The sequence below is a fragment of the Amycolatopsis sp. NPDC051903 genome, from assembly GCF_044452505.1.
Classification (GTDB): domain Bacteria; phylum Actinomycetota; class Actinomycetes; order Mycobacteriales; family Pseudonocardiaceae; genus Amycolatopsis.
Window position 1 is genome coordinate 176,527 of the sequence record NZ_JBITBT010000013.1, and the last position, 25,359, is coordinate 201,885.

Consider the following 25,359-nt stretch of genomic DNA (forward strand, 5'->3'; position numbering starts at 1 on the left):
GCAGGTCGGCTGCCTTACCGGGAACGGCCGATCGGCCGGATGTGGGATCCCTGTCACGAATCGCGGGCGCACTTGGTCTACGCGGGGTAGGTCCGTTCGGCGTTTCGGAAGGGGTGCGGGTGTCCTGGCTGCTGTCCGCCGCGTTCGCCGCCCTCGCCTGGCCCCCGCTGCACCGCCTGTCCCGCTTCACCCCGGGCTCGCGCGCCGACGACGCCGTCGAACTCTTGCTGTGCCTGGCGATGATCGCCATGACGTCGCCCGTGGGCGGCCCCGTCCCGGCGGCCGGCTGGGAGGCCGTGCTGCTGATCACGTTGGGACGGTCGCTGGTCTCCCGCCGCCTCCACCACACGGCTTCCGCCGCGACCATGCTGTTCATGTTCACGGCCATGCCCATGTCCATGTCCGGTGAGCACGGCCCGTGGCTCACGATGCCCGCCCTGACGCGCGGCTGGTGGACGCCCGTCTGCTACGCCGCCGCCGCGTGGTTCCTGTACGAGGCCGCGCGCTCGGTTCCCTCGTGGCGCCTGGACGCGACGCGCGGATTGTGCCGGACGGGGATGAGCCTGGGGATGGCGTGTGCTCTGGTGGTACCGGGCTGAACGGTCTGTCCGAATCGGACCCGGCCGCGGTGCTAGGCGAGCACGAGAGGATCACCGAGCGCGATGCGGCCCGGGGTGAGGACACGGGCCAGCGCGTCAAGCCGGTTGTCGTGCGCGGCGGCGATCATCTTGAGCACCAGCGAGGAGTGGGGCAGGTCTGCCTGCGCTTCGTTGACCATCACACAGCGTTCGCTGGAGCGGACGAACTCGATCCGGGTTCCTGCCCCGATCACGGCGGTCTTGCCGAGCCAGTCGTCCTCGACGAACGGTGCGGTCCCCGGCGGAGTGCGCACGACGATGTTCGGCCGGAACCGGCGCTCGTCGACACGCACCCCCGGCAGCGTCTGCCGGACCCAGTCAAGGGTCGCCGTCGTCAGCACGCTCACCGGCAGCTGGTCGAAATGCGACACGTCACCCTCAGGTGCCAACGCCACGTCGTCACAGCCGAGATACGTTCGAAGATACGCACCGCTGTCGGCCACCTGCCGTCCATCCGGGGTGAGCAGCCACGGCCGACCACGCCCGTTCGAACAACGCGAACCGAGCCGCAGCAGTCCGGGCATGAGCCGAAACCGGCGGGTGTTCTTGCCGGAACCGCATTTTCCGGCCGCGTCTCGCACGGCCCACAAGCGGTCGCCCGCCAGACCTCGCGGCCCCACCGCCACCTGGTCCAGTCGCTCCCCGCCAGTGGACTTGATCGGATAACGCCACAGTCGTTCAACCACTCCCAGCACCGCCGCACCCTATCCGGGCGAGAGCTGCTCGCCGGCGCGGTTTCGGCGAGGTGAGGGCACTGGCCGCTCGGCCTGATGCTCGCGCTTGGCCGTGTCCTCATCGGCGTCCCGCTCGGCGCGTTCGCCGTGACCGTGGCGTACCCGCTCAGCCTCGAGGAGTCCCACCGCACCCGCCTCGACGCGGATCAGCGGCGGTACCGGCTCGCGAGTTCCGTGCTCTGGCCCGCGAAAGCGGCCAGGTCGGCCTGGAAAACGGCGTCGAGGAGGCTCGGGTCTTCGACGCCGGGAGCGCAGACGACCTCACCGAGTTCCAGGCCGCGCAACGCCGCGGTGACGACATCGGCGGCGCCCATCCGCGGGATCGCGCTCAGGTCCAGGCCTTGGCGTTCGTGGAACTCGGTCGCGACCACCCCGGGGCACACGACCTGCACCCGCACGCCGGTGCCTTCGAGCTCCGCGCTGAGGGTCTGGGACATCGCGACCAGGTGGGCGAGCGAACCGGCGTACACGGCGCGGCGAGGCAGCTGGGCGTGCGGCGCGGGTCCGCTGAAGGCGATCATGCCAGCCACGTTGACGATGGCTCCGCGGCCGCGTTCCTGCATGCCCGCGACCGCGGCGCGGGCGAGCAGCGTGGGCGCGAGGACCTTGACCTTGACCAGTTCCCGGGCCTTGTCGGCGGGCAGTTCGGCGAGCGGCATGTAGTGGGCGACGCCCGCGTTGTTCACGAGCAGGTCCAGTGGCTCCTCGGCGCAGATCCGCGCGACGGTGTCGATGCCGTCGTCGGTCGAGAGGTCGGCGGCCACGGCGCGGACCTTGGTTTCGGTGTGCGCGGCGGCGAACTCCTCCAGCCGCTCCCGCCGGCGGCCGACGAGCACCAGGTCGTAGCCGTCGGCGGCGAGGCGTTCGGCGAACGCCGCGCCGATGCCGGAAGTGGCGCCGGTGACCAGTGCGAGTTTGCTCATGCGCGGTGTTCCCGTTCCGTCGTGGTGATCCGCCTGTCCGGGGCCGGCAGTTCGGCCCGTTCACCACCGTAATCACCGGTGGGCGGGCGTGCCTGGTCCTGCTGCTCCCAGGACTCGCGGGGAACACCCCTGGCCTCAGACGTCGATGCGAGCGGAGCAGAACCAGCCGCTGGCGAACCGGTGGCACAGCGGCCGCGCGCCCGAAACGGCCTTGGGGATCGCGCCCATCGGCAGGATCGCGGCGGCGGACACGGTGCGGCACAAGACCTCCAGGCCTTCCGCGGTCGTCGAGACCACCGTGGCCACCGGTACTTCCTGCTGCTCCAGCACGGTGGCGATGACCCGGCCCAGCACCGCCTGCAGCAGTTCCGCGTCGGTGCGGCCGGTGACCCGGAACGACGACAGCGAGGACGGCGCGGGGCGGGTCGGGCCCAGGAAGCTGCCCACGACCGCGTCCACCGCCTCCGCGATGCAGGCCTCCCGCGTGTCCGCCCACGCCTCGATCCGGAGATCGCCCGCGTGCACTGGACGGCGTGCGGCGGTCTTCGGTCGCTTGACCACAGGTTCACCCCCCGGCACCGGATGGTCGCGGGTGCCCGAGGCACCCACGACTGGAGCGTGCGGGCCACGGACCGCGCGCTCCTCATCCGCTGGAGGTGAGACAGCCGCACGCAACCGTCACCCGCTGTGCGCATCCCGCACCGGCCCTGGCCCTCGGCGGGCCCGGCCCCGGCGTGGCGGGTGTGCAACGGACGTGGCCGGCGGCGCCGGCGAGCACACCTCACGCTTTCCAGGTGGTGCGCGCCGACGGGGATCGGGCGAGCGTTCGTGCGGCGGCACCCTGGCCGCCGTGTCCAGACCGGCGATCGGAGGCATCCGGTGTCGAACTACCCCTTGCTCGACCTCTTCCTGACCTTCGTGTGGTTCTTCCTGTGGATCTTGTGGTTCATCCTGTTGTTCCGCGTGATCGCCGACATCTTCCGCGACGACGACCTCGGCGGCTGGGGCAAGGCGGGCTGGACGATCCTCGTCTGCATCCTGCCGTTCCTCGGTGTCTTCGTGTACCTCATCGCCCGCGGCCACAGCATGGGCGAACGCGAGATGACCCGCGCCCAGCGCCAGGACGAGCAGTTCCGCGCGTACGTGCGCGACGCCGCGCAGTCGCCCCCGCCGTCAGGGAACGGGCGTGACCACGTCGGCGAGCTGGAACGGCTGGCCAGCCTGCGGAAGAGCGGCGACCTCACCGAAGAGGAGTACCAGCAGGCCAAGTCGAAGCTCCTGACCGTCTGACGGCGCGGCACCGGTAACCCCGGCAGCCGAGGATCGGGCCGGCGCACTCGCCGGTTCGATCCGTGCTGAGCAGCCGCCGGTCAGGAAGCGGGTTCAGGTGCGGCCGGCACCGAGAGAGCGCCTTCGGGAAGGCCGAGTGCGTCTTCGGCGGAGCGGATGAAGGTCGTGCGGACGTCGACGATGCCGAGGTTGACGCCGATGGAGGAGTGGACGATCAGGCCGTCCAGTGCGGTCAGCAGCTGCCAGGCCAGTGCGACGGGATCGGGGTGGGTGAACAGTCCCGCCTCGATCCCGTCCTGCAGCAGCTGGAGAAACCGGTCGTGGCACGCGCGCATGGCGTGGTCCACGGCCTCGCGGATGGCCGTCTTGCGGGTGGCTTGGCACCACGCGTCGAGCCACAGCGTCTTGTGCGGCTCGGGGTCCTCGCTGACCCAGTGGTTGAGCAGGTGGCCCAGTGCGGCGGCGGCGTCGGGCTGCTCCTGCGCCTGGGCGAAGCTCGCCTCCAGGTCGGCGGCCACGGCTGTCGCGAACGCCTCGACCTCGAGGCTCTCCACGGACGGGAAGTAGTGGTGGACGAGGCCGCGAGCGCAGTCGAGTTCCTCGGCGACGCTGCGGTAGGTGACCGACTCGAGGCCCGAGGTGAGCGCCACGCGGGCGGCGCCGTCGACGATCTCCTGCCGTCGTTGTTCGGGCGGCATGCGCCGGTAGCGCGGCCGTGCGGCTTGGGTCATGCACCACTTGTATGCGACTTTGCCCGGATGAAGCAAGTCCGCGGAACCCCGCTGTAGGCCTTCGGGCCAATAACTCTTGACGCCCCGGTCCGGGCCGTGCTGCACTGCATGCCCACTCTTACTGGCCTTGAGGCCAACAACACACTCGGAGGCCCCGATGGACCCTGGGCACGCAGCGGACGCCACTGCCGGACCCGCCGAGGCGGGACGGATCGAGACGCGCGGCATCGAGCACGTCCCCGAAGGCGAGCGACACGGCAAGCCGCGGGAGCTGTTCTGGATCTGGCTCGCGGCGAACGTGACGTACCTGTACTTCGTGCTGGGTGGCGTCGTCCTCATGCTCGGCTTGAACCTGTGGCAGGCGATCCTGGTCGTCGTCGCGGGCAACCTGTACTGGCTCGGTGTGGGTGCGCTGGCGGTGCCGGGCCCGGCGTCGGGCACGCCCTCGGCGGTGGTGAGCCGGGCCATGTTCGGCGTGCGGGGGAACCGGCCGCTGAGCGCGGGGATCGGCTGGCTCACCGCGATCTGCTACGAGGCGATCAACCTGGCGCTGGGCGCGGTCGCGGGCTTCGCCCTCGCCGACCACCTGGGCCTGACGGTGTCGGTGCCGATCAAGGGGGCGATCCTCATCGGCACCGCGGTGTTCACCTTCGCGATCAGCATCTACGGGCACGCGACGATCGTGAAGGTCAGCCCCTGGTTCACGGCCGTGCTGAGCCTGTTCATGGTGGTGCTGGCCGTGTTCGTCGTCGCCCACACCGACCCCGGCTACGCCCCGCCGCCTGAGCAGGCCGGCACGAACACCCTGGCCACCGTGACGATCGGGGTCGCGGTCATCGCGGCCGTGCCGCTGTCCTGGGCCAACGGCGCCGACTACTCCCGTTACCTGCCCCGGCGGGTGTCCAAGTTCCGCGTCCTCGCGTTCACGGCCTTGGGTGGCTTCGTGCCCGCCGTCGTGCTCGGCGTGCTGGGTGTGCTGGCCGGGACCAGCATCGACATGACCGATCCGCAGACCACGCTGGCGAGCATCGTACCGGGCTGGTTCTACCCGATGGTGCTGCTCGTGATCTGGCTCAGCTCGGTCAGCAACAACGTGCTCACCGCGTACTCCTCCGGTCTGTGCCTGCAGTCGGTCGGGGTCCCCGTCAGCCGGGCGGGCGCGGTGTTCATCGCGGCGGTGCTCAGCGTGGCGATGGCCGCGTACGCCTTGTTCGTCGACAACTTCATCGACTCCCTCAGCCGGCTGCTCGAGGTGACCGTGGTCGTCCTCGCGCCGTCGATGGCGCTGTTCGTCGCCGACATCCTGTTGCGCCGCAACCGTTACGACGGGCTCGCGCTCAACGACGAGCGCCCCGCCAGCCCGTTCTGGTACCGCGGCGGGTTCAACGTGGCGGGGATCAGCGCCTTCGCCGCCGGCATCGCCATCTCCGCGCTGTGCGTCAACACGGCCGCCTACCAGGGGCCGCTCTCGCGGGCGCTGGGCGGCTCGGACCTGACGTTCCTGGCCGGACCGGCCGTCACCGCCTTCGTCTACTGCCTGCTGTGGCCGCGCGGGACCCGCCGCGTGCGCCCGGCCGCGCCCGCCGTCGCCAAGGAGCACGACCATGCCTGATGCCCTGACGCAGGACGACCTTCCCGCACTGGCGCTGGGCTGCGCCGTGCTGGGGACCGGCGGAGGCGGGGACACCTCCGTCGAAGAGCTCGCCGCCCACCTCGCCCTCGAGGCCTGCGGCTCCGTTCCCCTGCTGCGCCTGGACGAACTCGACCCCGGCGACCTGGTTCTCCCGCTTTCGATGATCGGCGCGCCCACCGTCGCGAGCGAGATGGTCGGTTCCGGACGGGAGGCCGCCGCCGTGCGCGAACTGGCCGAACACACGACGGGCCGCCGGGTCGCGGCGGTCATGCCCACCGAGATCGGCGGGGCCAACGGTCTCGCCGCCGTCACGTGGGCCGCTCAGCTCGGCCTTCCCCTCGTGGACGCGGACGGCATGGGCCGGGCGTTTCCCGAGCTGCCCATGGTGTCGTTCCACGTCGCCGGTTTGCGGTCCGAGCACCTCTTCCTCGCCGACACGCTGGACAACCGCGCCGTCCTGCAGCCGCGGGACGCGGGGTGGGCCGAGCGCTGGGCCCGCGCGCTGTGCGTCGCGTCCGGCTCCCAGGCCCTCCTGTGCGACTGCCTCCTCACCCCCGCCGACGAGCACGCCGTCATCCCGGGAACGGTTTCCCACGCCCGTCGTCTGGGCCGCGCGATCCGCAGCGCGGACGAACCGCTGACCGCGCTCGTCGCCACGCTGGGAGCCCACCTGCTCATCAGCGGGACGATCGACGACCTCGCCCGCGACACGCACGAAGGGTTCGTCCGCGGCCAGGTCACCGTCGGCGGGCGCGGCAGCAACCACGGGCGCCGCGTGAGCATCGACGTGCAGAACGAAAACCTCGTCGCCCGCGAGGACGCGCGGGTCCTGGCGAGCGTGCCCGACCTGATCACCGTGTGCGACACGGCCACCGCCATCCCCCTGGCCACGGAAGCGCTCGCCTACGGCCAGCGCGTGAGCGTGCTTGCCTGGCCGTGCCATCCGCTCTGGCGCAGCCCGGAAGGCCTGGCCGTCGCCGGGCCGCAGGCCTTCGGGTACCGCCACCCCTACCGGCCGGTCCCGCACACCGAAAGGCACGCCACCGCATGAACTCCCCCGTCCCGGGCCCGCTGCGCCTCGGTATCGACGTCGGCGGCACCAACACCGACGCGGTCGTCCTCGACCCGGCCGACCGCATCGTCGCGCACACCAAGCAGCCCACCACCGACGACGTGACCACCGGCGTGCGCGCCGCGCTCGACCAGGTCCTGACCCGGCTCGGCCCCGACGGCCGGCGGGTGCGGGCGGTGATGCTCGGCACCACGCACGCCACCAACGCCATCGTCGAACGCCGGAACCTGGCCAAGGTCGCCGTGCTGCGCATCGGCCGCCAAGTCGCCGAAGCCATCCCGCCGCTGGCCGCGTGGCCCCGGGGTCTTCGCACGGCGGCGATCGCCGGGGCGACCCAGGTCTCCGGCGGGCAGCTGCTGGACGGCTGCCGCATCGCGCCCCTCGACGTCGAAGCCGTCAAGAAGTTCCTGGGCAGCGTCGCCGGCACCGCCGACGCGCTCGCCGCCACCAGCGTCTTCGCCCCCGTCCACCCGGAGGACGAGGTCCAGGTGGCCGACCTCGTCCGGCGCGAACTCGGCGACCTGCCGATCTCCCTGAGCCACGACCTCGGCGCACTGGGGCTCTTGGAACGGGAGACCACCACCACGCTCAACGCGGCGCTGGGGCCCGTCATCACGCGCGTGACCCGGGCGCTGCGCGAGGCCACCGCCGCGCACGGCATCGACGCCCGCACCTACCTGGCCCAGAACGACGGCACCCTGATGGACGCCGACCACGCCGCCCGCTACCCCGTGCTGACCATCGGCTCCGGCCCGTCCAACTCCCTGCGCGGCGCGGCTCTGCTGTCGAACGTCACCGACGCGATCGTCGCCGACGTCGGCGGCACCACCACGGACCTGGGCGTGCTGGTCGACGGCTTCGCCCGCGAGAGCCGGGCCGGCTGCACCATCGGCGGCGTGCGCACCAGCTTGCCCATGCCCGACGTGCTCGCCATCGGCTTCGGCGGCGGCACCGTCCTGCACCCCGACCGGATCGGCCCGGACTCCGTCGGCCACACCATCACCCGCGAAGCCCTCGTCTTCGGCGGCACCACCCCGACCCTCACGGACGCCGCCACCGCGCTGGGCCGCACGGCCTTCACCCTGCACCCCGTGGAATCCCTGACGCACCGCTTCAAAACCGCCCTCGACACCTACGACGACGCCCTGGAACAAGCCGTCGCACTCGTCTCCCACGGCCACCGCGACCAACCCGTCCTCGCCATCGGCGGCGGCGCCGAGCTGGTGCCCGACCGCATCGGCCCGCACCCCGTGATCCGCCCCCACCACGCCGGCGTCGCCAACGCCGCGGGCGCCGCCATCGCCCTCGTCACCGGCGAGAACGAAACCCTCATCCCCACCGGCCCCGACCGCACCGAAGCCCTCGCCGCGGCCAAAACCGCCGCCACCACCCGCGCCATCCAGGCGGGCGCCGATCCCGACACGGTGACCATCACGCGCCTGCAGGAAACCCCGATCGCTTACGACAGCGCGCGCTCGTTGCGGGTGCGCGTCACAGCTGCCGGACGGCTGGCGCTGTAACGCCAACACCCCTGTTCACGTCCGACGGCGGGGCATTGTCCCATGTGGACAATGCCCCGCTTCCGGCAATCGATTCGCCGGCTCGCCCGGAACAGGTGTCGCCATGTCGACCCGCCGGGCCGACGATGGTCCCGAGGCACTCCTGTGGCGAAGCACACGCCGCGCCTCTGACGCGGCGAGCGGGCAACGCTAAGGTGTCTGCGCCCCCGTAGCCCAACTGGCAGAGGCAGTCGACTTAAAATCGACCCAGTGCGGGTTCGAACCCCGTCGGGGGCACTCCCGGCCAGGTCAGGACGCCTTTCCCCGCTCTTCAGCAAGATCAACAGCCCGGGTTAGCCCTGGAATTGGCCGAACTCTCGGCACGCTGCGCGCCTGCCGTCCATCACGACGACCTCGCGAGGGCTCATTCGACCTCGACGACGAGACCGCGGGCGGCTGCGGACGCTCGAAGGTCGTTCAGGATGACGGCACGCTCGCCGTCGGTCACCTCGGCGCCGTCGTTCCACCGCGTGATTTGCGCTGTGATCACGAGAAAGTCAAGCGGACCACGATGAAATCCTTCTCCCTGGAGCCTGATCGTCCGGCCGTCGACGTCAAGGTCGATATGTCCGCGAGTGATGTTGGTGATCATCGTGAACCTGGCTTTCAGGGGCATTGCTTGTGCGGGCTGCTGAAGTTATCAGCCGCTTGACTCACGAGCTGGTCGCATGTCCGGTCGAGCAAAGCCGAGATCGGCCCCCCGGGATCAACAACCCACTTTTCGCCCTTCAAGCGCCAGAGAGCCACCTCACGGACATCCATCGCGGAAGTGAGCGCCTGGCTTCCCCGCCCCTGAACCCTCACAGGGGCGGCGTGTGCTCCGCCACCGGAGACACCGGCGCGAGTGCCGACGCGCCCTCCGGAGACAGCGCGTCCATCAGCAAATCCAGGTAGCGCCGCCAACCCTCGGGCGCCGAGGTGGGGAACGAGGGCAGCGTGCCGAGCAGCATCAGGACCAGGCGGGGGACGTCGTCGGGGACGAGGTCGGGGCGGAAGGCGCCCGTGGACTGGCCGCGGGACACCAGGGTGGCCACCGGGGAGAAGTAGCGCCAGGCCAGGTCCATCGTCAGCGCGCCCACGTTGTTCGCCGCGGCGAGGGTGGGGCGTTCGGACGAGGCGAGGGAAACCACGGACTCCAGGGCGAGGTACACGGCCTCGCGCGGGTCGTCGACGGCGGCCACCCGCGCGAGGACCGGCGTGACGACCTCCTCGAACCGCGCCTCCAGCACCGCCCGCACCAGGTCCTGCTTGTGCGGGAAGCGCCGGTACAGCGTGGCGACCCCGACGCCGGACGCGGCGGCGATCTCGTCCATCGGCACCGTGACGCCGCCGTCGGTGAAGACCTGGTGGGCCGCGTCGATGATGCGCTGGGCGTTGCGGGCGGCGTCGGCGCGAAGGGGCATGGCCTACACTAACAACTGATAGTGAACTATCAGTTGTAGAGGAAGGCTTCGATGGCCGAAGGCATCTCCCGCCGGCGAGCACTGGCAGCGGCAGCCGCCGCGGCAGCAGCGACAACCGCGGCCGCCGCGCCGCCGGCGCGAGCCGAGCTCGATCCGCGCACGTTTCCCAGCCCCGAGCTGCGGCCCTACGTCGACGAGCTGCCGAGACCGCGGACCATCACCGGCGACCAGACGATCGCCATGGCCGAAACCACCCACCGCTTCCACCGCGACCTCGCCCCGGCGCCCACGTGGTCCTACGGCGGCGCCGAATACCTCGGCCCCACCATCGAGGCCCGCGCGCACCACACCACCCACCTCACCTTCACCAACAACCTCGGCAAGCACCTGTTCGCCGCCGACGTCGACCCGACCCTCGACGGCGCGTCGGAAGAAAGCCGCACCCGGCCGCACACGTCCGTCCACCTGCACGGCGCCGTCACGCCACCCGACCAGGACGGCCACCCCATGGACGTCTTCCTCCCCGGCGAAAGCCGCGCCTACCGCCACGAAAACCGCCAGCCCGCCGCCGGCCTCTGGTACCACGACCACGGCATGGGCCTCACGCGGCTGAACGTCCACGCGGGACTCGCGGGCCTCTACCTCCTGCGCGACCACGAGGACACCGGCGACCGCACCAACGCGTGGCAGCTGCCCAGCGGCGAGTTCGAAGTCCCGCTGATCCTCGCCGACCGCCGCTTCCACCCCGACGGCTCGCTGAACTACCGCGCCCTCACCCTCGTCCCGCAGGGCCACTGGGACGGCGGCCAGATCGGCGACCGCCTGACGGTGAACGGCAAGGTGTCGCCGTACTTCGAAGTCGCGCGCGGGCAGTACCGGTTCCGGGTGCTCAACGCGTCGAACTTCCGCGCGTACCACCTGTTCTTCCGCGACCGCCGCCCCTTCCACGTGATCGGCAACGACGCGGGCCTGCTCGACACCCCGGTCGTCACCACGGAAATCCGCCTCACGCCCGGCGAACGCGCGGACCTCGTCGTCGACTTCTCAGACCTGGGCGGGGGCGAGCACGTCGACCTGATCAACGACCAGCGCGAAGCCGCCCTCATCGCGCTCGTCACGGGTGCGCAGCCGCTGCCCGACGTCGTCCGTTTCACCGGCACGGGCGCGAAAGGACACGCGAAAGCCCTGCCGACGCGCCTGCGCCTCACGCCGAAACCCGGCGCGCCCGACCGCCGCCGCGTCGTCACGCTCACCCAGGACCTCGAGCTCACGCGCTGGCCGCCGATCGGCATGTCGCTCAACAACCTGTGCTTCGAAGACGATCCGATCGCGAGGCCGCGCCAGGGCACCACGGAGCTGTGGGAGGTGGTGAACCTGACCGTCGAGGACCACCCCGTGCACCTGCACCTGGTGAACCTGCACCTGGTCAACCGCCAAGCCTTCGACCCGACGGGCTACTCGCTCGCGCACCCGCGCCCGGCCATGGGCACGGAGTGGGCGCCGCCACCGGACGGCTTCCTGCTCGGCGCACCCCAGCCGCCCGCGCCGTGGGAATCAGGCCCGAAGGACACCGTGAACTGCCCCCAGAACACGGTCACGCGCTTCCTCGTGCACTTCCCGACCGCCGACGAACTCGGCTTCGACCCCGACGCGCAGTTCGGCACGGACCTTCGGGGTTACGTCTGGCACTGCCACATCCTCGACCACGAGGACGACTGCATGATGGCCCGCTACCGGCTGGTCCCGTGAACGAAGAAGGAGCCGGACCCACCAGCGGTCCGGCTCCTTCCGTGAGCACATCAGCCCTTCGAAACGCGGGCGAACTCTTCCTTCGGGTTGTTGATCTGGCCCAGCGAGATCACCTCGCGGCGGAACAGGCCGCCGAGCATCCAGTCGAAGAGGATGCGGATCTTGCGGTTCCAGGTCGGCATCGCCTTGAGGTGGTACGCGCGGTGGAAGAGCCAGGCCGGGAAGCCCTTGATCTTCAGGTTCAGCGCGTCGGCGACGCCCTTGTGCAGGCCGAGGCTGGCGACCGCACCCAGGTTCTTGTGGTAGTAGTCCTTCGGCTGGCCGCCGCGCAGGACCTTGATGATGTTCTTGGCCAGCAGGGTCGCCTGGCGCACGGCGTGCTGCGCGTTGGGCGGGCACGTCGCCGTCGGGTCCTGCTCGGTGCGCGCGAGGTCGGGGATCGCGGCGTTGTCGCCGGCGGTCCACACGTCGGGGTGGCCGACGACCTGCATCGCGGCGGTCGCCTCGACGCGGCCGCGCTTGTCGAGCGGCAGGTCGGAGCCCGCGAGCACCGGGTTGGCCTTCACGCCGGCCGTCCAGATGAGCGTCTCGGTGTCGAACTCGGTGCCGTCCGAGAGCACCACGTGGCCGTTCTCGAACGACTTGGCCGCCGTCGACAGGTAGACCTCGATGCCGCGCTTCTCCAGCTGCTGCACCGTGTAGACGCCGAGGGTCTCGCGGACCTCGGGCAGGATCCGCCCGGCCGCCTCGACGAGCACCCACCGGATGTCGGCCGGCTTGATGTTCGGGTAGTAGTTCTCCACCGCGAACCGGGTCATGTCCTCGAGCTCGGCCAGCGCCTCGATGCCGGCGAAGCCGCCGCCGACGACCGTGAAGGTCAGCAGCTTCTTGCGCAGCTCGGGGTCGAGCGTGCTGGCCGCCTCGTCGAGCTTGGTCATGATGTGGTTGCGCAGGTAGATGGCCTCGCCGATGGTCTTGAAGGCGATGCCTTCCTCGGCCAGGCCGGGGATCGGGAGGATGCGCGCGACGGCGCCGAGCGCGACCACGAGCACGTCGTAGTTCAGCGTCTCGATGTGGCCGTCGGCCGCCTCGACCGTGACGGCCTTGCGCTCGTTCTCGATCTTGGTGACGCGCGCCGTGAGCACGTGGCAGCGCTTGAGCACGCGGCGCAGGGGCACCACCACGTGGCGGGGTTCGATCGCGCCGGCCGCCGCCTCGGGCAGGAAGGGCGCGTAGGTCATGTGCGGCTGAGGGTCAACGACGGTCACGGAGGCCTCGTTGGCGCGCAGCATCTTCTGGAGCCCGTACGCCGTGTACAGGCCGACGTAACCACCACCGAGGATGAGGATCCGAGTCGGTTCCGACTTAGCAGCCATGACTCCATAGTCGCACTCGCGAAGCGGAATCGCTCGGGTACCCCGTCCCGCTGTGACCAGCGTCGCCATGCAGGCGGTAACGATTCAGAAGAGGCCCGCCGCCGAGGCCGCGGCGGTGAAGACGTCACACACCATCGCGTGCGTCACCTTGCCCGTCTGGACATTGCGCGGCGACACGTGGTAACAGCCGAACAGCCGCAGGTCGCCGAGCGCGAGGTCGGCGCCGTGGGCGAACGCCGGCCGCGGGGACGGCACGGGCCAGCCGGCGTCGGCGAGCACCGGGAGGAGAGCTTGCCAGCCGAACGCGCCGAGCACGACGACGGCCCTCAGCGTCGGCGCCAGCAGCCGCAGTTCGTCGGCCAGCCAGTGGCGGCACGTGTCCCGTTCGAGCGGCGTCGGCTTGTTCTCCGGCGGCGCGCAGCGCACCGGCGAGACGAGCCGGGTGCCGCGCAGTTCGAGCCCGTCACCGATCGCGGTCGACGTCGGCTGCGACGCGAGACCGACCTCGTGCAGCACGCGGAACAGGAAGTCCCCCGACGGGTCACCGGTGAACATCCGCCCGGTCCGGTTGCCGCCGTGCGCCGACGGCGCGAGCCCGACCACGGCCAGCCGCGCGTCCTCCGCGCCGAACCCGGGCACGGGCTTGGCCCAGTAGTCGTCGTCCGCGTAGGCGGCGCGCTTGGTCACCGCCACCTCCTCGCGCCACGCCACCAGCCGCGGACACGCCCGGCACCCGACGACGGCGGCGTCCAGCTCGGCGAGGGTGCGCATCAGGACCCCGCCAGCGCCGCGCGGCACAGGTGGTCGGCGGCGCGCGTCGTCTCGGGCAGCCGGTAGCGCGAGGCCAGCGCGAGCGTGAGCCGGCAGGCGTGGTCGAGGCTGATCAGGTGCCCCGCGGAGACGTAGACGGGCTTCACCCCGCGCCGCGTCCGCAGGACCGCGCCGACCTCCTCGCCGCCGTCCAGCAGCGGCGCGGTGTCGCCGGGTTCGGGGCCGGGTTCGTCGTGCGTGCCGACGAGCCGGGTCTTGCCGACGCCGAACGCCGGCGTCTCCATGAGCACCCCGAGGTGGCACGCGAGCCCGAAGCGACGCGGGTGCGCGAGGCCGTGACCGTCGCAGGCGAACACTTCCGGCGGGTGCTCGAGCGCCGTGATGGCGTCCTGCAGCGGCGGCAGCTCGCGGAAGGCGAACAGACCCGGTTCGTACGGGAAGGTGACCTCGCCCGTGACGACGCGCTCCTCGATCACGCGCAGGTCGTCGAGGGCGAGCGTGACCGCGGCGGCGGCGAGGCGCGGGCCGGCCGGGTCATAGGCGACGTCGAGGCCCGTGACGGTCGCGGGGTGCGGGCAGGCGTCGGTGAGGTCCAGCCGGCCGCGGAGGCGGTCCTGGGCCTTGACGGCTTCGGGAACCGTGGCGGGCCAGCGCATTCCGTCAGCTTTCCACAGCTTCCGGCCGCCGGGTTGGCTAGGTTGGGGCCATGCCCGACACCACCGAAGAGAAGAAGACCGACGCCGCCGACTCCGCCGAGAGCAAGGCGCCGGAGCCCGTCGACGACCTCGTCACCACCCACCACACGCTCACGGTCAAGCGCCGCAAACTGGCGTACACCGCGCAGGCCGGGCGCGTCGTGCTGCGCCAGGAAGTGGTGAAGGACGGGAAGTCGGAGGGCCACAAGCCCAAGGCCGAGGTCTTCCTCACCTCGTACACCCTCGACGACGCCGAGCCGGGTTCGCGCCCGGTGACGTTCGCGTTCAACGGCGGCCCCGGCTCGTCGAGCATCTGGCTGCACATGGGCCTGCTGGGCCCGCGGCGCGTGCTGTCCGGCGACGTCGACGACCTGGTCGCGCCCCCGTACGGGCTCGAGGACAACCCCGAATCCCTCCTCGTGCACAGCGACCTGGTTTTCATCGACCCCGTTGCCACGGGGTACTCGCGGGTGGCCGAGGGCGGCGAGTCGCAGGACTACACGGGCTTCAAGGGCGACATCGAGTCCGTCGCCGAGATCATCCGCCTGTGGGTCTCGCGCAACGAGCGCTGGCTCTCGCCGAAGTTCCTGGCGGGCGAGTCGTACGGCACGCTGCGCGCGGCCGCGCTGGCCGGGCACCTGCAGGACCGCTACGGCCTGTACCTCAACGGCCTGCTGCTCATCTCGTCGGTGCTCGACATGGGCACGCTGCGCTTCCACGAGGGCAACGACCTGCCGTACTCGCTCTACGTGCCCACCTACGCGGCCATCGCGCACTACCACGGCTTCCACGGCGAGCGCCCCCTCGACGACGTCCTCGCCGACGCGGAGGACTTCGCCGCGAAGGAGCTCCCGTGGGCCCTCGCCCGCGGCGCGCGGCTGTCCGCTCAGGACCGCGCCGAGACCGTGGCGACGCTGGCTTCGCTGACCGGGCTTTCGGAGTCCTACGTGGACCGGGTGAACCTGCGCATCGAGCACGTGCGCTTCTTCACCGAGCTCCTGCGCGACCGCGGCCTGACCGTCGGGCGCATGGACGGCCGCTTCACCACCTGGGAGGTCGACGGCGGCCGCGAGCACATGAGCGACGACCCGTCCGTGTCGCGCATCATCGGCGCGTACTCGGCCGGCTTCAACCACTACATCCGCAGCGAGCTCGGTTACCAGAACGACCTGCCGTACGAAATCCTCTCCGGCGACGTCTTCAAGGCGTGGTCCTACAAGGACTTCGAGGGCCGGTTCGTGTCCGTTGTGGACTCCGTGAGCGCCGCGCTGCGCGCGAACCCGCACCTGCGCGTCCACGTCGCGTTCGGCCACTACGACGGCGCCACGGCCTACTTCGCGGCCGAACACGTGCTCGCCCACCTCAAGATCCCGGACGAGCTGCGCGAGAACGTCGAAACCGCGTACTACCCGGCCGGCCACATGATGTACGTCCACGAACCGACGCGGATCCAGCAGTCGAAGGATCTGGGCGACTTCGTCAAGCAGTCGAGCAACCGGTAGCCCGACCTCGGTCTGGCCCGGTAAAGCGAGGGGGCGCCGCCGACTTCGGTGGCGCCCCCTCTGCGGTCAAGACTGTGCGGGCCGCCCCGACGAGGACGACCCGCACGGTCCGACCCGGTCGAGTCCGGGTCCGGGGGTGGTCAGAACTTGCCGGCCTTGACGTCGGCCAGCGTCACCCGGGAAGACTCGTAGGTCGCCGTGACCGGCTTGCCGGTCTTCGGCGTCGCGACGGCGCTGATCGGCAACCCGGTGCCGGCGTTGATCGTCAGCACTTCCTGCTCATCCCCCTGGAACAGCGCGGGTCCTGCGGTGAGGACCAGCGAGGGCTGCCCGCCGGTCTTCGAGTTCGTGACGGTGACGTCCGGGATGGTGGAGATCAGCCGGAGCACGCCCGCCCGGACGTCGGGGTTGCCCGCGCCCAGGTCCAGCGCCTGGATCGTGTTGGTCCACAGGGTGTTGTCGATGCCGTCCTGCAAGGCCTTGCCCGTGGGCCGCGGCTTCTGCGGCGGGTTCGCGACCCCCTTCTCCTGCAGGATCTGCCGCGCCTGGGCCTGGCCCTCGTCCCAGAGCTTCTGCTGCTGTTCGGCGCTGAGGCCCAGCCCCCAGTAGTTGTTCGTGGCGTTGACCATCTGCTCCCGGGCCTGGTCGAGGTCGCCGCTCGCCGCGAAGCGCGCCGCCGCCACCTCGCGGGCCTGCGAGGGGTCGTCGACGTTTTCGTTGCGGGCGACCAACGCGGGGAGACCGCTCTTGGATTCCGCGAAGTAGACGTGGCCGCTGTCGGAGTAGACGGCGTAGGTGACGTACGGCTCTCCGTTCGGAGCGGTCGTGCTCCTGATGACCAGCGACGCGTCCCCCGTCACCGAGCCGCCACTCGCCTTCACGTCGGCCGCCAGGGTCACCAGCGGGGAACCGGCCGCGGACTCGTGCGGGGTCGGTCCGGCCGGAGCGGCGGGGTGGGGAACCGCGACCGACACGACCACGGCCGCGGCCGCGAGCGCACCGACGGCGCCGATCCCGACCTTGCCGGCCACACCGAGCCGGAAGTCGCGCAGCCAGGAGAACTTCTTCCGCGCGGTGGCCGCGGCCGCATCCGGCACCCCCGACGTCTGAGCCGCCGCCATCGCGGTCCCCAGCGCCGAGCGCGCCCGCTCGTACGCCTCGGGCCGCAACGCCGGCGCCTCCTTCAACTGCCTGACCAGGTCCAGTTCGTCCATGATCACAAGCTCTCCTTCACGGTGTTGACTTCGGTCAAAAGCGCGGCTACTTCCGGCGCGTTCCGCAGCGCCTTCCGGGCCTGGTGCAGCAGCCGGCGCGCCGTGCCGGCCGGGAGGTCGAGCACGCGCGCGGCATCGGCGACGGTCAGGTCCTCCCAGGCGACCAGGGTCAGGACCTCTCGTTCCTCGGGCTTGAGCTCGGCCAGCGCCGCCCGGAGCACCGCCTGGACGTCCACGCGGGAGACCACCGCCGACCAGGGATCCCACCCGTTCGCCAGGCCCGTCAGGTCCGGGACGAGATCCTCGGCCGGGCGCGAGCGCCAGTAGCGCCGCAGCGTGTTCAGCGCCACCCCGTACAGCCACGGGCGCGCCTCGGCGTACGCCTGGTCGTAGGTCCCGCGGGACTCGAAGGCCGCCACCCACACCTCGCCCAGCAGGTCCTCGGCGGCCTCCCGCCCCACTCGCCGCGCGAGGTAGGCCCCGAGTGCGCCCTCGTGGCGGCGGATCACCTCCGCAAAAGCCTCCCGTTCGCCGTCCAGCGATCTGCCGATCAGTTCCGCGTCTGACGTCATGGCGCTCCTCGCCTCCGGCTTGCCCTTCCACCCGGTGATTGCCGGCTCACCCGGAAAGTGTTCAGGGCAGCTTGGGCGGCTGTGCGGGTGCTCGTCCCGGTGACCGGTGGGAGGCCGGTCACCGGGACGTGCTCAGTGCCTGCCGAGGGCGCGGACGAACGACGGGGTCGGCGAGCCGAGACCGGTCGCGTCGTCGTAGCCGCGCGTCGCGGTGAGCGTCTCGTCCTCGCCGAACGTGGTCAGCCGGCCGGGATCGACGCTGGTGATGTCCTGCGCGCCCAGCGCGATCGGCGGGTCGGTGGGGTCGACGGGCAGGATGTCGCGCAGCGCCTTGCTGCCGGCCAACTGGTACAGCACCGGGTTGGCGAACCCGAGCGGATGACCGATGGCCTGCATCGCGTCGGCCTCCATGCCTGCGATCAGCGGTGCCGACGCGCTCGTGCCACCGCCCTGCGGGAATTCCTCGTACCCGTCGCCCGGCTCGAACATGCCCGTGGCGCCGACCAGCCACGGGTTACCGGCGTCGGCCGAGATGTCGGGCAGGACGCGAGCGGCCGGCGCGGTGTCGTTGCTCGTGGCCAGGCCGGTGGGCACGACCGCCTTCTGGTAGCCGGGCTCGCGGAACATCGTGCTGACACCACCGCCGGTGCCCTCCAGGTACGTTCCGGGCGGCGCTTCGTCGTACCCGGTGCCGGCTGCGTTGAGCGGTGTCAGGTTGTCACCCCAGGCGTAGTCGGCCACCACTGAGCCGTTCTCGCCGATGGCGAGGCTCGTCCCACCGACCGCCGTGCTCCACGGGTCGGAGGCCGGGAACTGTGCATTGTGGACATCTCCGCCATCGCCGGAGTCGCCGGTGGAGAAGTCGAACCCGATGCCCTCCAGCGCACCCTGCTGCAGGATCGCGTCCCACGGGGCCATGTCGGCGGGCGCCCAGCCCGGCTCCCAGCCGCCCCAGGAGCCGCTGGCGACGTCGGCCAGGTGCTGATCGACCACGCGCGACACCCCGTCGAGCCAGTTCGGCAGGAGGTCACCGGCGGAGCGGACGCAGTCGACGGCGACGTAGACGATGTGCGCGTCCGGTGCCGCGAGGTGCGCGGACTGCACGTCGATGGACTCCTCCATCGGGTCACCGTTCGGGTCGCCCAGGGCCGCGCACGTGCTGTCCACGTCCGGGCCGATGTTCTCGGTGTACTGGCCCGGGGCGAACGGGGGTTCGCCGTGGGCAGCGAAGAACCGGTTCGAGTCGGCCAGCTCGGTGGACGAGTGGCCGTCGAGAACGAGGGCGATGGTGGTGCCCTTGCCGGTGTACGGGCTGGACGAAAGGCCGTACGCCTGCCGTATCTGGTCCGGGGTGTAGCCGCACAGCTGGGTGGGTGCCGTGGTGTGGCCGAAGGCCGGCGGGATCGCGTGGGTGTGCTGGGCCCAGTACTGCGAGCACTGGAAATCGGTGGCCGACGGGTCGGCGTGCGCCTGCCGCAGCGGTGTGGTGGCGGGGCGGGCGGTGGGATCGGCGCCGGTCGTGCCGAGGTCGATCTGGTTGATCCCCGTCACGCTGACGATGTCCCCGGCCAGCGCCGCCGGCACCGAGAACCCGCCCACGACACCCGGCGAGCGGCTCGTGTGCGTTCCTGTTTTGGGGTCTGTGGTGGTGGTGTCGAACTCGCTGACCTGCGTGCCGAACGCGGCGTCGGCCTGCGCCACGGTCGCGGTCACAGCGAGGTAGTGCGGCGTGGTCGCGGTGATCTTCACGCCCAGCCCGGTCAGCCACGTGCTGACGGCGGCGACCTGCGCCGCAGTGGTGCCGTACCGCTGGGCGGCCTGGGCGGGCGTGAGGAACCGGGCGTAGCCCGGGTTGGCCGGATCGGACACCGCCTGCGCGGCGGCCGCCAGCCCGGGCCGGGCGGCCAGGTACACCCGAAGATCCAGCTGCCGAGCCGGATCGAGCGGCTGCGGGGTTCCGGTGGTGAGAGCGGAATTCGGACTGGGCAGCGCAACCCGCTCCGGCGTGTCCGCGGCAGCCGGCAACGCCGTGGCGATACTCAGCGCCAGTGCGGCCGACCCGACCAGGACACCACCTCGGCGGAACAACCTCGTCTGTGTTTTCACACCGGGTTGTTGGGCTCCACGGGTGTGAACCGTTCAGAACGCGATCCCGCCCGTTCCGTCAGGCAGGCCCCGAGCCGCCGACACCGATGGGCACCCCCGGCGCGCCGGCCATCCCCGCCACCACAGCGCGGATCGTCGGCCGCCGGTACAGCTCCCGCAGCCGCACTGACGGCAGCCCCCGTTCGTCGAGCGCCGCGTTGATCCGCACCGCGAACAGGGAGTTGCCGCCCAGCTCGAAGAAGTCGTCGTCGAGGCCGACCGGCACGCCGAGCACGGTGCTCCAGACCGTGCGCAGCGTCGCGGACAGGTCGCCGCCCGCCGCGGGCTCGGGTGGCTCGGCCGACGGCCCGGCGGGCGCCGGCAGCTTCGCCGCGTCGAGTTTTCCGTTGGTGGTCAACGGAAGCGCCGGCAGCGGGGTGATCGTGGCGGGCACCATGTACTCCGGCAGGAACCGCATCGCCCGTCGGCGCACCTCGGCCGGGGCGCCGCCCGGTTCGAGCGTGACGTAGGCGTCCAGCCGGGCGGTGGCCGCGTCGGCCGGATCGTCGCGGCGGACCACCACCGCGGCGGCCCGCACGTGCGGGTCCTCCAGCAGCACGGAGCGGATCTCGTCGAGCTCGATGCGGAATCCGCGCACCTTGACCTGGCTGTCGATCCGGCCGAGGTGCTCGAGCGCACCGTCCGGACGCAGCCGGCCGAGGTCGCCGCTGTGGTAGACGCGCCCGTCCGGTCCTGCCCGGAACCGTTGCGCCGTCAGCTCTTCCTGGCCGAGGTAGTGCGACGCGACCCCCGCGCCGCCGACCACGATCTCCCCCGCGACCCCGGGCGGGACCGGCCGCCCGGCCGGGTCGAGCACGGACACCGACCAGCCGGGCAGTGCCGGGCCGACCGAACGCGAGGCGGCGAGCGCGTCCGCGCGGGTGACGGTGGTCGCGGTGACGTGCACCGTGGTTTCGGTGATGCCGAACATGTTCACCAGCCGGCACGACCGTTCGGGGTGCCGGTCGAACCACGGCAGCAGCATCCGCGCGTCCAGCGGTTCCCCGCCGAACACGACCAGGCGCACCGCGAGGTCGTCGTGGGCCACCGAAAGCAGCTGGGCGAACGCCGAGGGCGTCTGGCTCAGCACCGTGACGCGCTCGGCGCGGAGCAGGTCGCGGAACTCACCCGGGTCCCGGGAGACGAAGTAGGGCACCACGACGAGCCTGCCGCCCGTCAGCAGGCAGCCCCAGATCTCCCACACCGAGAAGTCGAACGCGCTGGAGTGGAACCACGTCCACACCTCACCCGGGTCCAGCCCGTACTCCGCGCGGGTCGCGTCGAGCAGCGCGAGCACGTTGCGGTGCGGGACGACGACGCCCTTCGGCCGCCCGGTCGAGCCGGACGTGTAGATCACGTACGCGGGGTCGTCCGGCGTGATCGTCGTCGCCACGGGACCGGCGGTGCCCGGCTCGTCCGGCGTGACGCGGATTTCCACCGGCAGGTCGGGCGAACGCGTGACGGCCACGCGCAGGCCGGCGTCGGCGGTGGTGTGCGCGAGCCGTTCGGCCGGGTAGGCCGGGTCGAGGGGCACGTACGTGGCGCCCGCTTTCAGCACGCCGAGCAGCGCGACGACGAGCTCAGCCGAACGCTCGAGACACACCCCCACGTGTTCGCGGTCCCGCACTCCCCGGGCGCGCAGGCCCGCGGCCAGCGTTGTCGCCCGCTCGTCCAGCTCGCGGTAGGTCAGCCGGAGGTCGCCGTCGCACAACGCGATCGCGTCCGGCTGCGCGGCCACCACGCGGGCGAACGCCTCCGGCACCGTTGCGGGAACGGTGACCAGCTCGGCGTCCGGACGGCCGAGCGCCACGGCTCGCGCCCGTTCGCCGGCGTCGAGGAGTTCGACGTCCTCGACCCGCGTTTCCGGCGCGGTGAGCACCTGCGTGTGGACGTGACGCAGGTGCCGCAGGAACCCGGTGGCGATCTCCGGGGCGACGAAGCGGAGCAGGTGATCGCACCGCAGCCGGACGCCCTCGGGGCCGGGCAGCACGGAAACGGTGAGCGGGAACGGTGGCGCGAGACAGGGCACGTACTCGCCTTCGTCCGGGCCGCCGTGGAACAACCCGGCCGACACCGGCCGATCCACTGTGGATGGTCGCAGCTCGCCGATCGCCGCCGCCGGCGGGAATTCCACCGCACCCCGATCCGTGCCGACCGCCGGGCCCGCCGTGCCGTACCGCGCCAAGGTGATCGCCAACGCGGCCAGCCAGCTGCGTTCGGTGCCGGCTTCCGCGGCCAGGAAGGCGGTCCCGGACCCGGTGGCCCGGGGATCGCCCAGGCCCCATTCCGGGACCTCGGCGGAGACCGCGACCGGGGTGTCCGGTCGCGCCGCGAGCCCGAACGCGGCCAGGTCGCCGACGTCGCGCCGGGCGACGAGGACCAGCTCCGCGCTGTCGGTGTACCGCAGCAGCACCGCCCGCGAAGGCGCGGCCGGACGGGCCAATTCGGCCGCGCGACGACGTCGCGCGAGCGGGTCGCCCGCCGCCGCCGGAACGTCGGTCACCCACGCTCCCGGTGGCGGAACCGCCTCGGCCACCCGGACCGCGAGCGCGTGGCAGCGTTCTCCCGACACCGATCCTCCAGACACCGTTCCTGCTCTCCTGCTCTCAGCGGGCGCTGAACCCGCCGTCGACGGTCAGCACCGATCCGGTCACCTGCCGGGCGTCGTCGGAGGCCAGGTAGACCACCGCGCCCGCCACGTCCTCCGGCTCGACCAGCGCGTTCATCGGCTGCGCCTGGACGAACGTCTCCTCGTGCTCGGCCACCGGAACCTCCAGCGACCGCGCGATCTCCGCGAGCATCCGGCCTTCGACCGCGGGCTCGTCGCGGACCGAGCCCGGGCAGACGGCGTTGACGCGCACCTTCATCGGCGCGTAGTCGAGCGCGGCCGCCTTCGTCAGCCCGATCAGCCCGTGCTTCGCCGCCACGTAACCGGCGAAGTGCCGGTAGCCGACCAGCCCGGCGGTGGAGGCGATGTTCACGATGCTGCCCGAACGCTGCTCGCACATCGCCTTGCCGACGGTCCGGATCAGCCGCCACGCGCCGGACAGGTCGACGTCGAGCATCAGCGCCCATTCGTCCGGCCCGATCTCGTGCACCGGTTTGCCCGAGGGTGCGGCGATCCCGGCGTTGTTGACCACCACGTCGAGCCGGCCGAACCGATCGGCCGCGGTGGCGACCACGCGTTCGACCGACGCCAGGTCGCGCACGTCCGCCCGTTCGGTCAGCACCACCGCACCCGCCTCGGCGCACCGGCGCGCGGTGTGCTCGAGCTGTCCTTCCGTGCCCAGCGGATAGGGCACGCCCGGGAGGTCGGCCGCGATGTCGACCAGCAGCAGGTCGGCTCCCTCGGCGGCGCAGGCGAGAGCGGTGGCCCGGCCGAGGCCGCGGGCCGCGCCGGTGATCACCACCGTCTTGCCGCTCAGCCGCATCCCAGGCTCCCGCGGATCAGGCCGAGCAGCTCGGTGCCCGAGTCGACCAGGTACATGTGCCCGCCGGACAGTTCGGCGTAGTCGAAGTCGCGGCCCGCCACCTTCGCCCAGCCCGCGACCTCGTCCGCGGTCACCAGCTCGTCGTCCCGCCCGCGCAGTGCGGTGATCGGCACGGGCAACGCCTCGTCCGCGCGGGGCCGGTAGTTCTCGTGCATTTCGACGTCGGCCCTCAGCGTCGGCAGGATCAGCTCGCGCATCTCCTCGTCGGCCAGCGCGTCGTGGCGGTAGCCGGCGAACTCCGCGACCCTGCGCAGAAACTCGTCGTCGGGCAACCCGGTCGCCCGCTGCCGCCGGGGGCTGCCCGGCTCCGGCGAACCACTGGCGAACAGCCGCCGCACCACCACGCCCCCGGCGACGAGCCGGTGCGCCAGCTCGTAGGCCAGCACGGCGCCGAGGCTGTGCCCGAACAGCGCGACCTCGTCGTGCTCCCCGGACAGCTCGGCGAGCAGGCCCTCGACCGCCGCGAAGACGTCGGTGTACGGCTCGTCGTCGATCCGCCGTTCCCGGCCGGGCAGTTGCAGCGGCACCACGGCCAGGTCGTCACCGGCTTCCGCTCGCCAGGGCTGGAAGAACGACGCACCCGCCCCCGCGAACGGCAGGCAGAGCAGAGCCGTCCTCATCGCGGGAGCTTCTCGTCGTAGGACACCAGCAGTTCGGACAACCCGCGGCTGGTCGAGTTGTCGTAGAGCCACTTCGGCGCCTCGGCCAGGCGCAGGCCCGGCAGCCGGCGCAGCAGCGTGGTGAACGCGATCTGGCCCTCCACCCGGGAAAGCGGGGCGCCCGCGCAGAAGTGCGCGCCGTGCCCGAACGACAGGTGCCGGTTGGGCGAGCGGGTGATGTCGAGCCGATCGGGATCCTCGAACTGCTCCGGGTCCCGGTTCGCCGACGTCATCATCAGGTGGACGAACGCCTCCTTCGGGATGTCCACGCCGGCGATCTGCATGTCCTCTGCCGCGACGCGCAGCGTGCCGCGGAACACCGGCGCCTCGAAGCGCAGGAACTCCTCGATCGCCGACGGCGCCAGCTCGGGCCGCGTGCGCAGCAGCTCCAGCTGGTCCGGGCGGCGCAGGAGCGCCTCGGTGCCGTTGCCGATCAGGTTCGCGGTGGTCTTGTGCCCGGCGATGATCAGCAGGACCAAAGTGGACACGAGCTCGTCGTCGCTGAAGACGTCGTCCTCGTCGGCGGCTCGGACCAGCGCGCTCACCAAGTCCTCACCCGGCTCGGTCCGGCGCGCGGCGATCTGCTCGGTGAGGTAGCTCTCGATCTGCTCGCTGGCCCACTTGAGCCGCAGGTTCGTTTCCTCGTCCGGGTAAGGCGCGCCGGAGAGCAGGGTGCCCCACTCGTGCAGCCGTGGCCGATCCGCCAGCGGCACCCCGAGGAATTCGCAGATCACCCGCATCGGCAACGCGAAGGCGAACTCGGAGACCAGGTTGACCGGACCGGTCGCGGGCAGGGCGTCGATCAGCTCGTCGGTGATCTCCTGCACGCGGGGGCGCAGCAGTTCCATCCGCCGCGGGGTGAACGCCTTGGCGACCAGCTTGCGCAGCCGCGTGTGCTCCGGCGCGTCGGCGACGAGCATGTTCTTCGTCAGCACCGGGCTCGAATCGGCCAGCAGCGCGCGGAACCACTCCGGCGCGTTGTCGGTCCGCTTCGACAGCCGCGGGTCGCTGAACGCCGCGCTGACGGTCGCGTAGTCGACCACGATGTAGGCCTCAGCGCCCGGCGGGTGGTTGATCTTGTGCACCGGGCACTGCGCGCGCAGCGCCGCCAGGTCGGCGTGCCGGTTCTCCCCGGGATCGTTGAAGAACTCCGGCGGCAGCGCGGCGGCTTCCGGGGCGGAACGTTCGATCGTCATGACTCT

At 71.7% G+C, this 25,359-nt stretch carries 23 protein-coding genes, 1 tRNA gene and 1 pseudogene; 8 read left to right on the top strand and 17 right to left on the bottom strand.

Annotation, left to right across the window (positions count from 1 at the left end; all coding sequences use genetic code 11):
• Positions 1-119 precede the first annotated feature (119 nt).
• The gene (locus ACIA77_RS26455; RefSeq protein ID WP_395888662.1) at positions 120-599 is read left to right on the top strand and encodes a DUF5134 domain-containing protein; all 480 of its coding nucleotides are present in this window, start codon (positions 120-122) and stop codon (positions 597-599) included.
• Between the two features lie 32 nt (positions 600-631).
• Here the strand turns inward: ACIA77_RS26455 and ACIA77_RS26460 are convergent, their stop codons facing one another.
• From ACIA77_RS26460 to ACIA77_RS26475, 4 genes and pseudogenes are all read right to left on the bottom strand, one after another.
• A complete protein-coding gene (locus ACIA77_RS26460) occupies positions 632-1,162 on the bottom strand; it encodes an MOSC domain-containing protein (RefSeq protein WP_395888696.1) in 531 nt (176 codons plus the stop codon).
• 45 nt (positions 1,163-1,207) lie between these two features.
• Positions 1,208-1,333 (bottom strand): annotated as a pseudogene (locus tag ACIA77_RS26465) (MOSC N-terminal beta barrel domain-containing protein); the annotation flags it as partial.
• 185 nt (positions 1,334-1,518) lie between these two features.
• Complete coding sequence (locus ACIA77_RS26470; RefSeq protein WP_395888663.1) at positions 1,519-2,295, bottom strand: SDR family NAD(P)-dependent oxidoreductase; 777 nt, start codon at positions 2,293-2,295, stop codon at positions 1,519-1,521.
• A gap of 135 nt (positions 2,296-2,430) precedes the next feature.
• Positions 2,431-2,856, bottom strand: a complete 426-nt coding sequence (locus ACIA77_RS26475; protein ID WP_395888664.1) for an archease — start codon at positions 2,854-2,856, stop codon at positions 2,431-2,433.
• A 318-nt stretch (positions 2,857-3,174) separates the two neighbouring features.
• Here ACIA77_RS26475 and ACIA77_RS26480 point away from each other — a divergent pair, with 318 nt between their 5' ends.
• Entirely contained in the window at positions 3,175-3,585 is a 411-nt protein-coding gene (locus ACIA77_RS26480) for an SHOCT domain-containing protein (protein ID WP_395888665.1), read from the top strand.
• 80 nt (positions 3,586-3,665) lie between these two features.
• Here the strand turns inward: ACIA77_RS26480 and ACIA77_RS26485 are convergent, their stop codons facing one another.
• On the bottom strand, positions 3,666-4,316 hold the full coding sequence (locus ACIA77_RS26485; RefSeq protein ID WP_395888666.1) for a TetR/AcrR family transcriptional regulator: 651 nt from the start codon (positions 4,314-4,316) through the stop codon (positions 3,666-3,668).
• Positions 4,317-4,473: 157 nt separating this feature from the next.
• Between ACIA77_RS26485 and ACIA77_RS26490 the strand changes: the two genes are divergently transcribed.
• The 4 genes from ACIA77_RS26490 (at position 4,474) to ACIA77_RS26505 (ending at position 8,817) form a co-directional block, all read left to right on the top strand.
• Entirely contained in the window at positions 4,474-5,928 is a 1,455-nt protein-coding gene (locus tag ACIA77_RS26490) for a purine-cytosine permease family protein (protein WP_395888667.1), read from the top strand.
• Complete coding sequence (locus tag ACIA77_RS26495) at positions 5,921-7,000, top strand: DUF917 domain-containing protein (RefSeq protein ID WP_395888668.1); 1,080 nt, start codon at positions 5,921-5,923, stop codon at positions 6,998-7,000. The genes ACIA77_RS26490 and ACIA77_RS26495 overlap by 8 nt, the downstream gene beginning before the upstream one ends.
• Positions 6,997-8,541 (top strand): hydantoinase/oxoprolinase N-terminal domain-containing protein, encoded by a 1,545-nt coding sequence (locus ACIA77_RS26500; protein ID WP_395888669.1) that lies wholly within the window; start codon positions 6,997-6,999, stop codon positions 8,539-8,541. The genes ACIA77_RS26495 and ACIA77_RS26500 overlap by 4 nt, the downstream gene beginning before the upstream one ends.
• Before the next feature lie 202 nt (positions 8,542-8,743).
• Positions 8,744-8,817, top strand: a tRNA-Leu gene (locus tag ACIA77_RS26505).
• A gap of 127 nt (positions 8,818-8,944) precedes the next feature.
• Here ACIA77_RS26505 and ACIA77_RS26510 read toward each other — a convergent pair.
• Together ACIA77_RS26510 and ACIA77_RS26515 are read right to left on the bottom strand one after the other, a co-directional pair.
• Complete coding sequence (locus ACIA77_RS26510; protein ID WP_395888670.1) at positions 8,945-9,172, bottom strand: Imm74 family immunity protein; 228 nt, start codon at positions 9,170-9,172, stop codon at positions 8,945-8,947.
• A 208-nt stretch (positions 9,173-9,380) separates the two neighbouring features.
• Complete coding sequence (locus ACIA77_RS26515; RefSeq protein WP_395888671.1) at positions 9,381-9,983, bottom strand: TetR/AcrR family transcriptional regulator; 603 nt, start codon at positions 9,981-9,983, stop codon at positions 9,381-9,383.
• A gap of 51 nt (positions 9,984-10,034) precedes the next feature.
• Here ACIA77_RS26515 and ACIA77_RS26520 point away from each other — a divergent pair, with 51 nt between their 5' ends.
• Positions 10,035-11,732 carry a multicopper oxidase family protein gene (locus tag ACIA77_RS26520; RefSeq protein WP_395888672.1) on the top strand — a complete coding sequence of 566 codons (1,698 nt, stop codon included), beginning with the start codon at positions 10,035-10,037 and terminating at the stop codon, positions 11,730-11,732.
• 50 nt (positions 11,733-11,782) lie between these two features.
• On the opposite strand, the gene ACIA77_RS26525 is transcribed toward ACIA77_RS26520, so the two are convergent.
• The 3 genes from ACIA77_RS26525 to ACIA77_RS26535 form a co-directional block, all read right to left on the bottom strand.
• A complete protein-coding gene (locus ACIA77_RS26525) occupies positions 11,783-13,108 on the bottom strand; it encodes an NAD(P)/FAD-dependent oxidoreductase (protein ID WP_395888673.1) in 1,326 nt (441 codons plus the stop codon).
• An 84-nt stretch (positions 13,109-13,192) separates the two neighbouring features.
• Positions 13,193-13,879, bottom strand: coding sequence for a uracil-DNA glycosylase (locus ACIA77_RS26530; RefSeq protein WP_395888674.1), 687 nt, complete (start codon positions 13,877-13,879; stop codon positions 13,193-13,195).
• Positions 13,879-14,535: an endonuclease V gene (locus tag ACIA77_RS26535; RefSeq protein WP_395888675.1), complete on the bottom strand. Its 657-nt coding sequence runs from the start codon at positions 14,533-14,535 to the stop codon at positions 13,879-13,881. The genes ACIA77_RS26530 and ACIA77_RS26535 overlap by 1 nt, the downstream gene beginning before the upstream one ends.
• Positions 14,536-14,585: 50 nt before the next feature.
• Here ACIA77_RS26535 and ACIA77_RS26540 point away from each other — a divergent pair, with 50 nt between their 5' ends.
• On the top strand, positions 14,586-16,076 hold the full coding sequence (locus ACIA77_RS26540) for a S10 family peptidase (protein WP_395888676.1): 1,491 nt from the start codon (positions 14,586-14,588) through the stop codon (positions 16,074-16,076).
• A gap of 140 nt (positions 16,077-16,216) precedes the next feature.
• Here ACIA77_RS26540 and ACIA77_RS26545 read toward each other — a convergent pair whose 3' ends face one another.
• The 7 genes from ACIA77_RS26545 to ACIA77_RS26575 all read right to left on the bottom strand — a co-directional run bounded on the left by ACIA77_RS26545 (position 16,217) and on the right by ACIA77_RS26575 (position 25,353).
• Complete coding sequence (locus tag ACIA77_RS26545) at positions 16,217-17,290, bottom strand: hypothetical protein (RefSeq protein ID WP_395888677.1); 1,074 nt, start codon at positions 17,288-17,290, stop codon at positions 16,217-16,219.
• Between the two features lie 2 nt (positions 17,291-17,292).
• Positions 17,293-17,862 (bottom strand): RNA polymerase sigma factor, encoded by a 570-nt coding sequence (locus ACIA77_RS26550; protein ID WP_395888678.1) that lies wholly within the window; start codon positions 17,860-17,862, stop codon positions 17,293-17,295.
• Positions 17,863-17,994: 132 nt separating this feature from the next.
• Positions 17,995-19,968, bottom strand: coding sequence for a protease pro-enzyme activation domain-containing protein (locus ACIA77_RS26555; RefSeq protein ID WP_395888679.1), 1,974 nt, complete (start codon positions 19,966-19,968; stop codon positions 17,995-17,997).
• 58 nt (positions 19,969-20,026) lie between these two features.
• Positions 20,027-22,510 carry a non-ribosomal peptide synthetase gene (locus tag ACIA77_RS26560; protein ID WP_395888680.1) on the bottom strand — a complete coding sequence of 828 codons (2,484 nt, stop codon included), beginning with the start codon at positions 22,508-22,510 and terminating at the stop codon, positions 20,027-20,029.
• Positions 22,511-22,613: 103 nt separating this feature from the next.
• Positions 22,614-23,438, bottom strand: coding sequence for an SDR family oxidoreductase (locus ACIA77_RS26565; RefSeq protein WP_395888681.1), 825 nt, complete (start codon positions 23,436-23,438; stop codon positions 22,614-22,616).
• Positions 23,429-24,118: a thioesterase II family protein gene (locus tag ACIA77_RS26570; protein ID WP_395888682.1), complete on the bottom strand. Its 690-nt coding sequence runs from the start codon at positions 24,116-24,118 to the stop codon at positions 23,429-23,431. The genes ACIA77_RS26565 and ACIA77_RS26570 overlap by 10 nt, the downstream gene beginning before the upstream one ends.
• Complete coding sequence (locus tag ACIA77_RS26575; protein ID WP_395888683.1) at positions 24,115-25,353, bottom strand: cytochrome P450; 1,239 nt, start codon at positions 25,351-25,353, stop codon at positions 24,115-24,117. Before ACIA77_RS26575 ends, ACIA77_RS26570 begins: the two co-directional genes overlap by 4 nt.
• Positions 25,354-25,359: the final 6 nt, after the last annotated feature.

Excerpts from the sequence above, each read along its gene's own strand:
- ACIA77_RS26515 (WP_395888671.1), bottom strand. The coding sequence starts at position 9,983 with ATGCCCCTTCGCGCCGACGCCGCCCGCAACGCCCAGCGCATCATCGAC.
- ACIA77_RS26575 (WP_395888683.1), bottom strand. The coding sequence starts at position 25,353 with ATGACGATCGAACGTTCCGCCCCGGAAGCCGCCGCGCTGCCGCCGGAG.
- ACIA77_RS26500 (WP_395888669.1), top strand. The coding sequence starts at position 6,997 with ATGAACTCCCCCGTCCCGGGCCCGCTGCGCCTCGGTATCGACGTCGGC.
- ACIA77_RS26570 (WP_395888682.1), bottom strand. The coding sequence starts at position 24,118 with ATGAGGACGGCTCTGCTCTGCCTGCCGTTCGCGGGGGCGGGTGCGTCG.
- ACIA77_RS26495 (WP_395888668.1), top strand. The coding sequence starts at position 5,921 with ATGCCTGATGCCCTGACGCAGGACGACCTTCCCGCACTGGCGCTGGGC.
- ACIA77_RS26530 (WP_395888674.1), bottom strand. The coding sequence starts at position 13,879 with ATGCGCACCCTCGCCGAGCTGGACGCCGCCGTCGTCGGGTGCCGGGCG.
- ACIA77_RS26470 (WP_395888663.1), bottom strand. The coding sequence starts at position 2,295 with ATGAGCAAACTCGCACTGGTCACCGGCGCCACTTCCGGCATCGGCGCG.
- ACIA77_RS26485 (WP_395888666.1), bottom strand. The coding sequence starts at position 4,316 with ATGACCCAAGCCGCACGGCCGCGCTACCGGCGCATGCCGCCCGAACAA.
- ACIA77_RS26535 (WP_395888675.1), bottom strand. The coding sequence starts at position 14,535 with ATGCGCTGGCCCGCCACGGTTCCCGAAGCCGTCAAGGCCCAGGACCGC.
- ACIA77_RS26540 (WP_395888676.1), top strand. The coding sequence starts at position 14,586 with ATGCCCGACACCACCGAAGAGAAGAAGACCGACGCCGCCGACTCCGCC.
- ACIA77_RS26565 (WP_395888681.1), bottom strand. The coding sequence starts at position 23,438 with ATGCGGCTGAGCGGCAAGACGGTGGTGATCACCGGCGCGGCCCGCGGC.
- ACIA77_RS26525 (WP_395888673.1), bottom strand. The coding sequence starts at position 13,108 with ATGGCTGCTAAGTCGGAACCGACTCGGATCCTCATCCTCGGTGGTGGT.
- ACIA77_RS26510 (WP_395888670.1), bottom strand. The coding sequence starts at position 9,172 with ATGATCACCAACATCACTCGCGGACATATCGACCTTGACGTCGACGGC.
- ACIA77_RS26545 (WP_395888677.1), bottom strand. The coding sequence starts at position 17,290 with ATGGACGAACTGGACCTGGTCAGGCAGTTGAAGGAGGCGCCGGCGTTG.
- ACIA77_RS26490 (WP_395888667.1), top strand. The coding sequence starts at position 4,474 with ATGGACCCTGGGCACGCAGCGGACGCCACTGCCGGACCCGCCGAGGCG.
- ACIA77_RS26520 (WP_395888672.1), top strand. The coding sequence starts at position 10,035 with ATGGCCGAAGGCATCTCCCGCCGGCGAGCACTGGCAGCGGCAGCCGCC.
- ACIA77_RS26550 (WP_395888678.1), bottom strand. The coding sequence starts at position 17,862 with ATGACGTCAGACGCGGAACTGATCGGCAGATCGCTGGACGGCGAACGG.
- ACIA77_RS26460 (WP_395888696.1), bottom strand. The coding sequence starts at position 1,162 with ATGCCCGGACTGCTGCGGCTCGGTTCGCGTTGTTCGAACGGGCGTGGT.